The 12,445-nt window shown below is 46.6% G+C and carries 11 protein-coding genes; 1 reads left to right on the top strand and 10 read right to left on the bottom strand.

Annotated elements, in window-relative coordinates; all coding sequences use genetic code 11:
- Window positions 1–303: 303 nt before the first annotated feature.
- The 10 genes from ENN47_00455 to glpX form a co-directional block, all read right to left on the bottom strand.
- Window positions 304–966, bottom strand: coding sequence for a class I SAM-dependent methyltransferase (locus tag ENN47_00455; GenBank protein ID HDP76662.1), 663 nt, complete (start codon window positions 964–966; stop codon window positions 304–306).
- Window positions 967–1,047: 81 nt separating this feature from the next.
- On the bottom strand, window positions 1,048–2,022 hold the full coding sequence (locus ENN47_00450) for a Gfo/Idh/MocA family oxidoreductase (GenBank protein HDP76661.1): 975 nt from the start codon (window positions 2,020–2,022) through the stop codon (window positions 1,048–1,050).
- 1 nt (window position 2,023) lies between these two features.
- Window positions 2,024–3,034 carry a Gfo/Idh/MocA family oxidoreductase gene (locus ENN47_00445; protein HDP76660.1) on the bottom strand — a complete coding sequence of 337 codons (1,011 nt, stop codon included), beginning with the start codon at window positions 3,032–3,034 and terminating at the stop codon, window positions 2,024–2,026.
- A 76-nt stretch (window positions 3,035–3,110) separates the two neighbouring features.
- On the bottom strand, window positions 3,111–4,346 hold the full coding sequence (locus ENN47_00440) for a peptidase U62 (GenBank protein HDP76659.1): 1,236 nt from the start codon (window positions 4,344–4,346) through the stop codon (window positions 3,111–3,113).
- 13 nt (window positions 4,347–4,359) lie between these two features.
- Window positions 4,360–5,700 carry a TldD/PmbA family protein gene (locus ENN47_00435; GenBank protein HDP76658.1) on the bottom strand — a complete coding sequence of 447 codons (1,341 nt, stop codon included), beginning with the start codon at window positions 5,698–5,700 and terminating at the stop codon, window positions 4,360–4,362.
- A gap of 249 nt (window positions 5,701–5,949) precedes the next feature.
- Entirely contained in the window at window positions 5,950–7,011 is a 1,062-nt protein-coding gene (gene proB / locus ENN47_00430) for a glutamate 5-kinase (GenBank protein HDP76657.1), read from the bottom strand.
- Complete coding sequence (locus tag ENN47_00425; GenBank protein HDP76656.1) at window positions 7,011–8,255, bottom strand: glutamate-5-semialdehyde dehydrogenase; 1,245 nt, start codon at window positions 8,253–8,255, stop codon at window positions 7,011–7,013. The genes proB and ENN47_00425 overlap by 1 nt, the downstream gene beginning before the upstream one ends.
- Window positions 8,236–9,066, bottom strand: a complete 831-nt coding sequence (proC, locus tag ENN47_00420; GenBank protein HDP76655.1) for a pyrroline-5-carboxylate reductase — start codon at window positions 9,064–9,066, stop codon at window positions 8,236–8,238. The genes ENN47_00425 and proC overlap by 20 nt, the downstream gene beginning before the upstream one ends.
- Window positions 9,067–9,087: 21 nt before the next feature.
- The gene (locus ENN47_00415; GenBank protein HDP76654.1) at window positions 9,088–9,675 is read right to left on the bottom strand and encodes a glutamine amidotransferase; all 588 of its coding nucleotides are present in this window, start codon (window positions 9,673–9,675) and stop codon (window positions 9,088–9,090) included.
- Between the two features lie 562 nt (window positions 9,676–10,237).
- On the bottom strand, window positions 10,238–11,251 hold the full coding sequence (glpX, locus tag ENN47_00410; protein ID HDP76653.1) for a class II fructose-bisphosphatase: 1,014 nt from the start codon (window positions 11,249–11,251) through the stop codon (window positions 10,238–10,240).
- A gap of 410 nt (window positions 11,252–11,661) precedes the next feature.
- Between glpX and ENN47_00405 the strand changes: the two genes are divergently transcribed.
- A complete protein-coding gene (locus ENN47_00405) occupies window positions 11,662–12,366 on the top strand; it encodes a DUF3298/DUF4163 domain-containing protein (protein HDP76652.1) in 705 nt (234 codons plus the stop codon).
- Window positions 12,367–12,445 lie beyond the last annotated feature (79 nt).

Raw genomic sequence — 12,445 nt, 5'->3', positions numbered from 1 at the left:
TTCAAAAAACTGTGGAAGAGATAGCCCGAAAGAGGGGATTTGATCCCGGAGCCGGAGTGTATGGGAAGAAGGTTACTACCAAAGAGTAGCCTGATATCACTATCACTGTTCTTCAATAAGGCCTGTGCTCGAAACGATCTGAAGAACAAGCCGAAGACTTCGAGTCCTGAAGTACTCTTATTGCCAGAAGTCACGGAAAACCCTCAGCTACGCATCGAGCGAAGCACTTCATTAACTAAGACTCTTTACGAACTAACTCCTGTAAACAGGTTGCCAATCATCTCATACTTACCATGAATCATTCTAGAGAAAGGTTGCACATATCAACCCCACTAGCGGATGGACCTGAAGAATCTCGATTTCACTCGCGCCACAGGCCTCGAAAACTTCTCTCATAAATGAAATGCTCGCCGGGTGATCTGTTTCGCTGTCGTCGAAATAGACTTCGTCCCACGCATCCCTGTGCTTACCAGGATCGTCGAACCACATAATATCACCTATGACGATTCTCCCGGGTCTCACCAGCATTTTTGACAAACCAGAGACGGCCTGCTTCTTCATCGGATCAGTAAGATGGTGAAGAGAATAGATTGCGACAACCTTATTCACATTTCTCCGAAAAACATCCGTCTCTTCACAGGGGTCCTCAAAGGAGCCCCTGAAGAATTCAACATTTTCGACACCAGAACTCGCCACATTTATTCTGGCGTCTTCCAACATTCTTCTACTTATATCTATTCCAATGACTTTCTTGCAGTAAGGACTCGCAGCCACAGCCCATCTTCCCCGACCTGTCCCAATGTCCAGCAAAGTGTCTTCCAAACCCAGCTCAAGATAGTCAAGCGCAAGCGCTCCTACCATAGCAATTATGTCTCCCTTGAATGGGTCGATGTCTGCTATCGGGGAGGCCTCGGGAAGGTTGTCAAACTCCCGCTCCAATTTTCTTCGATCGTACTGATGCTCCAATTAGCTCACCTCATTACTGCATTCATCTCTTATTGATTATACCTCAGAGCTGAAAACCGAGAAGAAAACGTTGGAACGGTGCTATGCAATCCCTGTCTCTCTTCCCTCTCTAAAACTCCTGTAAGCAGAACAAACTACCTTCAAGGCCTGTAATCCATCTTCCCCTGTCGTAAACGGGTTTCTACCTGACTTGAGCACTTCAACAAACTCCTCAATCAACAGTTGATCTAAATTATCACCGTAGTTCTCCCAGCTTGAACCAGTTTCATTTGAATAGACTTCGATTTTCGAATTGAAGACGTCCAGAAATAGAGTTCCCTCTGTTCCTACAATGCGCAACGTAACATCTCCCCAGTAAGGGTGTGCCCTTGGTCTCGACCAGCTGCAGTCTAATGTCATATACTGGCCCGTCGAGAGCTTAAACATCTCTAGTCCACAATCCTCGACCTGAATACCGTGTATCAGGGTGCCGAAAGTAGCGTAGACAGTTGTGAATTCACAGTCAAGAAGCCACCTCACAATGTCTACCACATGAACGGTATGATCCATCACGGCTCCTCCTCCGCTTAGCTCGGGATTTGTGAACCAACCGCCAGGCATTCTCCCATGGTTAGTTCCGACAAGGTTGATTATATCGCCCAGAGAACCGGCCCTTATGATCTCTTTGGCCTTTCTGATAGAAGCGCTGTACCTAACCGGAAAGGCCATCTGAAGTTTAGCGTTATTTTCCTTGCAGATCTTCACCATTGCATCAGCGTCTTTAACGGTTGTCGCTATCGGCTTTTCGCAGAGAACATGTCTTCCCTTTAGGGCTGCGATCTCAACGTACTTCCTGTGAGTCGAGTTCTCACTGGTCACTATCACTCCGTCGCTTTCGGCAACGAGTTCTTCGGGATGTTCGTAGGGCTTTATTCCAAGATCTTTGCAGGCTTTGTTCATTCTGGATCTGTCGTCGTCGTAAAGCCCTGTTATTTCGACATTATTCATTCCATTCAGCGTTCTTGCATAACTGTAACCGTGCATATGAGCAATACCGAGAATCCCGATTTTCGTCATCTCAGTACACCTCCGAAAGTTCGACCGGTCTGAGCAATCTTGCCGACAGGTTGGCCGCCAGTGCGATTCTCAACGACTCGATGGCCTCTCTTCCGTTCACAGGCACTTCCTTATCTTCATCAACCGATAGCATGAACGATTTCAGCTCAGCAGCGTACGGATCGAAATAAGCTGGATTTTCCTGTGCGTATTTTGGTTTTCCCTCGATCGAGGTTTGCAGCTTAAGTGTCGTTTCTCTCTCGTAGCTGTTGGTTATCATTCCCTTAGTGCCGACGAACTCGTAGAATGTTCCGAAGTTGACAGGCATCCCGAACGGCTCGGCCCAGCTGCCTTCAACGTGAGCCAGAGCACCGGATTCGAACTTCATAATTGCCATCCCATGATCGAAAGAGCTTTTCTTCTTCTTGGAACTCAGCATGGAGGACCTGGCTTCCACCGTGATCACTCGACCGAGTAGTGTTCGAAGAAAATCAAAATCGTGAATGGAAAGATCGACAAAGACACCTCCGCTCTTTTCTGGATCCGCAAACCAATTGTCAATCCCATGAGAGGGAAAAGATCCGCCTCTGTAAAGCCTCGCCATCATAATCTCACCGATATCTCTTGCAACTGAGAGTTCCTTTACCACACTATATTGCGGAAAGAAGCGTACGACGTGACCTACCATGAACTTCTTGCCGCTCTCTTTAGCCGCCTCTTCCATTTCTCTGGCGTCTTCCAACTTTAGAGCGACGGGCTTTTCACAGAAAACGTGTTTGCCAAACTCCAATGCCCTGATGGCAAGTTCCCTATGAGTAAATGTAGGCGTGCAGATATCCAGAATATCTATGCCGTCGTTTTCAAGGACTTCGTCAAAGCTGGCAACAACCGCTCCACAACTCTCCGCGAGCGCTCTTGCCCTGCTTGCGATCGGATCGACTATCCAGAGGTTACTTGTCTGATTCATGGCCCTGTAAGCCCTCGCGTGGACGTTCCCCATCATCCCGGCTCCAAGTATAGCTATCGAGTGCATCGAACCCCTCCTGTCTCGACGTAAAACGCAGTTTTCCAGAACAGCAGGAGACGCTCCTCATCCACAAACCAGAACACTACAGCTTCTCCACTTTCATGTTCATAACGGTCATTTTTGCGTTTTCGAGCCCAAGGAAGTCATCCCTTGAAACTCCTCGGAAGTTTTTTCCAAACATATCATACAGATGTGAAGAAATGCTGATCTCGGGCAGTCTTCCTATGAACCTCTCGCCATCAAACAAGAACGCCAGCTGGGCAGGAGTCGCAAAGTGACCATCCTGAGTGAAGTCTCCGCCGCTGGCGATAAGAACAAAGATAGCCTTCTGACCTCTCAAAAGCTGCTCTATAGTCTCTTCCGATTCAGAGAACTTTAGCATCGGCATTCCAAGTTCAGGTAGACCATCGAATTCTCCACCGGCAGAGCCAGTTAGAGGCAAGCTGAAAGTGGACGCCGTTTTCTTATCTGTATAAGGGGATCTTATTACACCGTTTTCGATCAAGGCAAATCGATCGGCATCATTTACCGTTCCTTCCGAATCGAAGAAAGGTTCATTGAAACTGTCCAAAACATTTCTGGTCTGCAAAACCGTGACCTTATCAGAGAAGACTTTCATACCAGTCTTCCCGGAAAACAGCGATCCACCCGTTGCAAACAACATTCCATTTAGGGACTCATATAGTTTCTTGTAGTAGGTGATATCGTCTGACATGAACACCACCGGATATTCTCCCTCTTCGATTCCATCGAGCTGATTCTTGTAGGCTTCACAGACCATGTTAGTGAGTTCAATAAACCTCTCCTTCTGGAACTTCCTGCCCTCGTAACCTGTCATCGCATCGATAATATTCGATGATTTCTTGTCTTTTATTACGAGTGAGAGACTTAGCGATTCTCGCGAGGATTTGAGATCAAGGCCCAGATTGTTTCTCAGTTGAGACTCAATCTTACTACTTCTGAAGATGTGACTGAAGCTAAACTCGGGTTGATCGGTCCTTAGCTCTTCGAGAATCTCCTCCGTTGCATCAAGCAGCTCCGCACTGTCTTGCAGATCGGACTGGACACATTCCTCCCGTTCCAGCTCTTTCGTCGCCTCGGAAGGATAAGGAATTCCCAGCTCCAGAGACAGTTTAGCTCTTGCATTCAGCTCTCTTTCATCGCATTCGCCAAGCGAACCTGCAACTCCCATCGACTTACCGTCGTAAAGCCGAACAGAAGTACGCAGAATGTCTTTTTTTCTCAGTGAGCTTACACGAGTCTGAACTATTTTAACCGCATTCTCTGTATAATGGACTACCAGCTTCTCTTCTGTCATAGATGGCACCTCCTTAATGAACGTTAAGCGAACGGACTCGAACAAAAGGTCCGCCAAATCCAACTGGAAGAGGATACTGCTCCATCTTTCCACACCCTCCAAGAGAGAATGAGAGAAGTCTGAAATCCTCAGTAAGCCCTTCTATCTCGTTCAACGTCTGGAAAACGCTCCCGGTCACAACGGAAATCTTCACCGGCTCCGTGATCTTTCCTTCTCTTATCAAGTAAGCCCTGTTTGGTGCAAGCGTAAAGGTCGACATTCCAGACCCGTGATTCAGGGAATCGACAAAAATCCCATCCTTAATTTCGGAAAGAAGTTCTTCTAAAGACAATTCTCCGGGAGATATGAAAGTTGTTGTCATCCTCACTACTGGTTCATACTCGAAGCTGACAGCTCTGGCGTTTCCCGTCAATTCTTCTTCCAGAGTAGCTGCCGTTTCTGCGCTATGCAATCTGCCCGACAGATAACCGTCTCTTATCAAGTAAGTTTCGACCGCCTTCGTTCCTTCGTCATCGAATACAACATGCCCAACTCCCGATTTGTTTCCATCGTCAATGATTGAGAGTATTTCACTTCCGACTTTTCGCCCAATCTTCCACTCTTCCATCATGGTTCTGTCTCCAAGCATGAAGTCAGCTTCGCTCTTATGTCCAAAACTCTCATGGGCAAATACACCTGCAGCTTCAGGAGACAGAATAACCGGATATTTTCCTGGCGTGACGGCTTTGGCATTTCTTATGAAATCTTCAGAGGTCTTGACTGTCTGCCCGACTTCCTCGTGGAGATCCTTAATCACATCCAGCGTATTTCCCGCCAGATCGAATCTATCCATGAATTGCTCTTCTCCACAAACCATCTGATAGAGCAGTCTGAAGCCGACACGTTGATAATCAAATGTGAGATCAGCACCTTTGCTTGAAAAGAAGCTCTTGACAACTCTCTGATCAATATACTGACCTCTCCAGAATTTCACAAGCTCTCTCTCTCCAATGAGAGGGAAGTAACTAGAGAGCAAATCAAATTTCTCTCTGAGAGAGACTTGGGAGAAATCTTCATCCTTTTCGTAGCTCAAATAGGATCCCTTGTTGACTTCGAACTTGCGAACGATTCTGTTTTCTTCGATATCGGGATTCTTCTTTGCCAGACAGGCAAGTCTATCCAGTTCCTCTTGAACGGAATCCAGATTCGTAGTCGAGCTATAGTACCACCTTTCTCCATCAAAGACCCTTATGAAGGCCGCGACATACTTCTGCTCTTTCATGTTATCAGTACGCCCCAGAGTAACTATGATGTCGCTCTTTGAAACGTCCTCGACTCTCACATCGGAGTAAAGATTATCCGGAAAACTATACATACTTCACCTCCAGCAGTTGTTCAACAAAAGTATATAACGGGATAGACAGACCTCGGTTAAAAGGTTGCCATAACCAGCCGTCCGAAGGCAGCGTAGATCCAAATCCTCTATTGACTCGGTGATTTGATTAAGAATCTGTTTTCAGTCTGATTGTAATTTTCGATCAGCATTCCTATTTTCTTGCCAAGCATCTCGTGACGATCTTCAAGAAGAGTGCATGGTGAAAAGCTCGTCATGAAGAACACATAGTCAGATACGATAAGAATTATCAATGTGGACTACTACTTTCGCGCAGTCATGCCCCAGTACTGAGGGTATTCTGTCGCTCCTCACTCCCCTGATTCTCTTGACCTCAAGAGCACTGAAGTTTGAGATTCCTCTGGCAATCTCTTCGCCTTCTATCGAAGATATGCTTACAACTTCTCCCTCGGAGAAGTCTCCATGAACATCTTCCACGCCTACGGCAAGGAGGCTCTTCCCTCTTCTAATTGCTCCCTCGGCTCCCCGATTTATCTTGATTACACCCTTAGGAGTCGATAGAAATCCAATCCAGGCCTTTCGCGCCCCAGGCGACTCTATTGGAGTGAAGACAGTACCGATATCTCCACCCTTAACAAAACCCTCAATCTGCCCGAGCTCTCTACCGTTGCATATGCAGCTCCTGATTCCACTCGCAGATGCGGCCCGTGCGGCTCTTATCTTGGTATCTATACCTCCAGTACCCCACGACGAGCTTTCAATCTTCTTCAGCCTCCTGGACTCATCAAATATCGAGATAATTTCACCATTCTCGCCCACCACTCCTTTGACGGTAGACATCAGGACAAGCAAATCTGCCTGCCATCCAATTGCAAACATTGATGCAAGTATGTCGTTGTCTCCAAACATTATCTCCTCGGTGGATGTCGTGTCGTTTTCATTGACTACAGGAACCAGTCCAAGCTCCAGGAGTCCAATAAGAGTGTTTCTCAGGTTAAGGAACCTTTTTCTGTCGCCGAAGTCGTCCCTGTTTACTAGAATCTGCGCTATCTTCTCCCCAAAGAGCCCAAAGACTGTTTCATAGAGCTTCATTAGCTGAACCTGACCCGCTGCACAAAGGGCCTGTTTCATGTAGAGATCACTGGTCGGTTTCCTTCCTTCAAGATAACCAAAGCCGGCCGCCTTTGCGCCGGAAGACACTAAAACAACTTGATTATCGTCAGCCTTGAGCATAGAAATTTCCCTCGCAAGCTCGGCTATATACTTCTTGTCAATTTCCCCATTCTTTCTTACCAGCAAATTTGAACCAACCTTGAGAACAATCCTAGACATTACTTTCTCACCTGGTTGTCGCCCAGTACAGTGTACTTGTAGCTGGTGAGTTCCTTAAGACCAAAAGGTCCACGGGCGTGAAGTTTCTGTGTGCTTATACCTATTTCACTGCCAAATCCGAATTCTCCTCCGTCTGTGAAACGAGTTGATGCATTTACATAAACGGCGGCGGAATCCACAGCTTTCAGAAAATATCTTGAGTTGGCATAATCATTTGTTAAGATGGCCTCAGAGTGCCCCGTTGAATATTTCTCGATATGCGATACCGCGCCCTCTACGTCTTCGACTATCTTCACCGCCAGAACGAGATCGAGATACTCTGTAGAATAGTCCTCCTCAGTTGCAGGTAGCATTTTCCAATATCTTATGGACTCAGTACAGCCTCTGAGCTCTACACCTTTTTCAGTTAGGACCTCCGCGACACGGGGGATAAACTCAGCCGCAATCGCCTTATGAACAAGAAGCGTTTCAACTGCATTACAGGTTCCTGGTCTTTGTGTCTTCGAATTATCGACTATTTCCACTGCTTTTTCTAGATTAGCGTTGTAGTCGACGAATATGTGGCAATTGCCCGTTCCAGTCTCTATTACGGGTATTCTCGAATTATTGACTACATACTGTATCAGCCCTGCGCCGCCCCTGGGTATTATCAGAGATAGATACTGATTCATTTTCAGCATCTCTTCCACCGCTTCATGAGTCGTGTCTTCAATCAGCTCCACCGAACAGTCTGGAAGTCCCGACAAAGTAAGAGCCGTCTTTATTGCGGAAACGATTGCCTTGTTTGAGTTAATTGCATCGCTTCCTCCTTTTAGAAGGACGGAATTACCGGACTTAATCGCGAGTATGGAGGCGTCGACGGTTACGTTCGGTCTAGACTCATATATCATGCCTATCGCCCCGATCGGAACTCTCTCTTTTGAAATAAGCAGCCCGTCTTTCTGAACCCATGAGGTTTCTATTTCGCCAACCGGATCTGGCAGAGCGGCGACATTCTCGCATGATTCGATCATCTTCGCGATCCGATCTTGAGAAAGAGAGAGTCTATCTACAAGCGACTCCTTCACTCCCTTCTTTCTTGAATTCTCAACATCAATGGAATTGGCCTGAAGGATCTTCTCCCTCTGAGTCTCGAGTTCTCGGGAGATACACAAGATCGCTCCATTCTTCTCTTCTGTATTGAGCAACCTAAGCTTCCTCGAGGCCGCTTTTACTTTCTCACCTTTATCGAGAAGATCTGTCATTCGTCACCTCCAGCTCCGAGTTTATCTCTTTAGCTCTAAGATAAGTGTCGAACAACGCCTTCATTATGGTACCTCTCAATCCTTCTCTTTCCAGCGAGTAAATTCCCTCGATGGTTGTCCCCCCCGGTGAGGTAACAAGATGACGGAACTCGCCTGGGTGATTGCCCTTCACCTTCAGCAGCTCGACAGACCCTCCCAGAGTGCCAAGAATCAGCTCTCTGGCAACATCGTAGGATAGTCCCATCTTCAAACCTACGTCTATCAACGACTCTACTATAACAAAAACAAAGGCCGGTCCACTCCCGCTCAAAGCGGTTACTGCGGCTAGATCCTTTTCACGGACCTCAACAATATCGCCCATCGTCAGAAGAATTCTCTCAACGTCTCTCTTGTCACTTCCAGTCAGTGAGTTCGAGCAGACAAAACCCGTAACTCCACGGCCAATAGCACTCGGAACATTTGGCATGATTCTGGCGATCTTCTCCAAACCGGTCTTTTCAGAAATCAGATTGATTTCTATCCCTGTGATTGTGCTTATAATAATAGGGCAAGAGTTCTTGCCGTTAATTATCTCCGAGAATAGCTCCAGGCAATCCTGAGGTTTAACAGCAATGATAACATGAGTACAGTTCGACAAAACTTCATCCGGGCTCGAAGCAATTCTGACTCTGTCGTCTTCTCCCGAATAGTTTGAAAGGCGCTCCTGATTTCGATCATGCAAATAGAGTCTATCGAGATCCTTTAGTTCTCCAAGAAGCCTACCAGCAAAAATACTGCCTATGTTTCCTACTCCGATAATTCCTATTTTCATTTTCTCCTCCCCAATCATTCCTCAATGGGAACAAACGATCCTGGAGAAGTTATAGAAAATTCCCAGCAACTCCTCCTCTGAGCCAAGTGCGGTTTCTTCGGGATGAAACTGAACACCAAATCTAGTACCATCCTGAGAGGCAATTCCCTGGATAAAAGTCGCGTCTCCCCACGCAATCTGTTCGTACCCGAAGGGAACATAGGGAAGACCATAGTTGTGTCGTTGATATGCTTCAACTTCGCGCTTCATTCCAGAGAAGAGCTGGCATGAGTTACTTAGCCGAATCCTTGAGACTCCAAGCTCTCTGGACACTACAAGTGATTCCTCAGATAGCCGGGCCAATATCTGCATTCCCAGACAAATTCCTAGAACGGGACCAGGAAAACTCTTTACATAAGTGGCACCTTGCGTCGGCACAACTCCTTCGAAATACCCGCTCATCGAAAAACCGCCCGTAAGGACCAGCCCATCGCAGCAGAATTCATCTTCAGGAAACCCCTTCAAAAAGGTTTTCCAGGTTTTGAACTCGACACCTACCATCTCCAGAGCGCTTTCAACCGGAGATACCGCTGTTTCAAAATCAACATCGTTAACCAAAATGCAGATCACGCCACTTACCTCCGCCAATTGCGGTTATTATAGCACTTCAAGACGCACAGATTCTCTCGGAGAAGCTACAAGATTTGTTGAATCAAACGCTTTCCTTAAAAATCAAACTAAAAATAGATAGATCAAATTGGAGGTTGAACGCATTGACTAGACATCTTAAAAACACAAAGGAGATTATTCAGGAAGCTCGCCATTTCTCGTCTTTCTCGGCATCTTCACAAGCGAGGAACAACACCTAATTCATTCGCCATGCGGCAATTAAGGGTGTGATGTCACCTTCCCTGCTACCGGACAAACCGGGCGGCAGAGACTGCCATCTCTTTGGGCTCTTGTCAGGCAGACTCTTCCTCGAGAAAGGTTGAGGTTTTGGTTCACCAAACTCTGGTTGAAGCATATCTCTTGAATCACTTATCGACTTCAGGAATTCGTTCCCTTCATACTTGATTCAATTTCCAACCCGAAGGCTGTCACGTATTGAGATGTGAACTTCAGAAGCAAGACTGCACGGATTAACGGGAAAGGATCTCTTTCTCGCTTCATCTACTAGAATCGGAGGATTGTTCTACATCCTCTTTCCCAGTAAACTGTTGAATATGAAGACCTCACCTCCGGATTTTGTTGTGATTGTTTTGTAGGCGATCTCATGGTACGCCCTTATTCTTCTCACAGTTCTTGTGCTTGATCGCATTGCAATTGAATCGGTTATTGCCTGATTATGTGTAAATCGTACACCCTTCAAGAATGAACCATCAGTAATCCCGGTTGCACTGAAGACAACTTCCTCGCCATCTATAAGGTCCTTTGTTCCGTAGACTCGATCGAGTTCAAAAGACGAATTATTGACCTTTTCAATCTCGCCGGAATCCCTTGGCCAGCATTTCACCTGAATTTCTCCCCCCATGCACTGAAGCGCAGAGGCAGCGAGAACGGCTTCGGGCGACCCTCCTATTCCCATGTATATCTCCGTTCCTCCATCTGGCAGAGCAGTCGCGATTGCGGCAGCAATATCTCCATCATTTATCAGCCTGATTCTGGCTCCTACAGTTCTTACTGCCTCAACCAGAGGATAATTCCTCTCTCTGTCCAGCATAGTGACGGTCAGTTCAGACACTTTTACGCCAAGAATTGCAGCAGCAATACGCAGGTTTTCTCGTGGAGTTGCTTCTATATCAAGATTGCCAGCAAGTTCCTTTCCAACGGCCAGCTTGTCCACATAGTAAGTCGGAAGAGGAGCGATTTTCCCTCCTTCAGTCGCCGCGATGACGCTTAATGCATTTGACCTTCCATTTGCCACCAGTCGCGTACCATCAACGGGATCGACTGCTATGAGTACTTCGGGATCGTCGTCACTCCATTTGCCTACATGTTCTCCCGCAGCCAGCATTGGCGCCTGGTCCTTCTCTCCTTCGCCAATAACGATTGTTCCTTTCATCTCAAGAAGATCGAGAATCCCCCTCATTGCGTCGACAGCTCTTTGATCAACAGCTTCCTTATTACCTCGACCCAGATAGACACTAGAGAACAAAGCCGCCGCTTCAGTTACCCTCACCATATCAAGGGTTATTTCCGGAATCAATACAATCACCCCCTGCTAAATCATAGCATCGGAATGCAGTTTTTTCGCCGACTCTCAACTCATGGAAGCCAAAGCAGGAAATCTTGTCGCCGAGAGCATAAGAGTCCCATTGCTCTTAATCTGGCATTCTGAAGACATCTTGCCGAGAAATAATTCTGGGTGTGGAGTAGACATCTACCAAACTTATGCACGAAGCGCGCAGAAGATGAGCGAGAAAGTTCCAACAGAGCGCCCCGAAAATCGAAACGTCTTGGGAGAAGAGATTTCTAAATGCTATAAGTGAACTGCTTTCATTCGCAACCAAACGGATAACATCGGTGATATCATCTTGTTAAGAGCGACTCTATTTGCAGGACATCGGAAACAACAACTGATTCTTTCGTTACGTGCAATTACGAGGAGGGGATTATATGCGTAAATTGTTGATTGCTGGCTATCTCTTACTGGTTCTTGTTACTGCCTTTTCTTTCACACAGGATCTTCCTGAGCAGGTATTTGTTTCCCGAGGAGATCTGATTTCCGTTCTCGGAAAGCAGATAATTGAGGATTCAGACATCTGTGTCGTTAATATTCAGGTGCCTTCTATCAGCGGATTGAAGGATAAGCCGTTTCAGGACTATTTGAATGCAACTCTGGAATCGGAAATCGCTCAATATAGATGTGAAATCGAAGAGATGGCCAGAAAGGCCTTTGAGGAATCGAAGACATCTGAATGGCCCTTCAGGACTTTCGATGTCTATGTAGTCTACTCAGCATATGTGAGCGACGGAATTCTAACCTTGGATATGGTCTTCAGCGAATTCACGGGCGGGGCACATCCCAATGCATCGAGAAGAACATACAATATTGATTTGTCGAAGTCTCGACTTGTGGCTTTGCACAATATTCTCGGCAATAGGGCCGTTGAAGATGCATTGAATGAGTTAATAAAGTCAGAGATTGCAAAGCGCGAGGATCTTTGGCCAGATTACTTCGACGGAGTTACGTCGGATCAGCTCTTCTACCTGAAGGCGGGAAGACTGTGTGTATGCTTTCAGCCTTACGACATAGGTCCCTGGGCTTCGGGACTGTCGGAGTTCTGCTTTCCTCTGAAAGAACTGCTCAACCAGAGATGAAGAAGGCTTCCTTCACTGAAATAGAGCTTTCGGGAGTGCTCCTTCCTGTGACTCGTTGACACCAATAATCATTGATGGT

It is taken from the genome of Mesotoga infera, from assembly GCA_011045915.1.
Classification (GTDB): Bacteria; Thermotogota; Thermotogae; order Petrotogales; family Kosmotogaceae; genus Mesotoga; species Mesotoga infera_D.
This window is presented reverse-complemented; position numbering and strand designations above follow the sequence as displayed.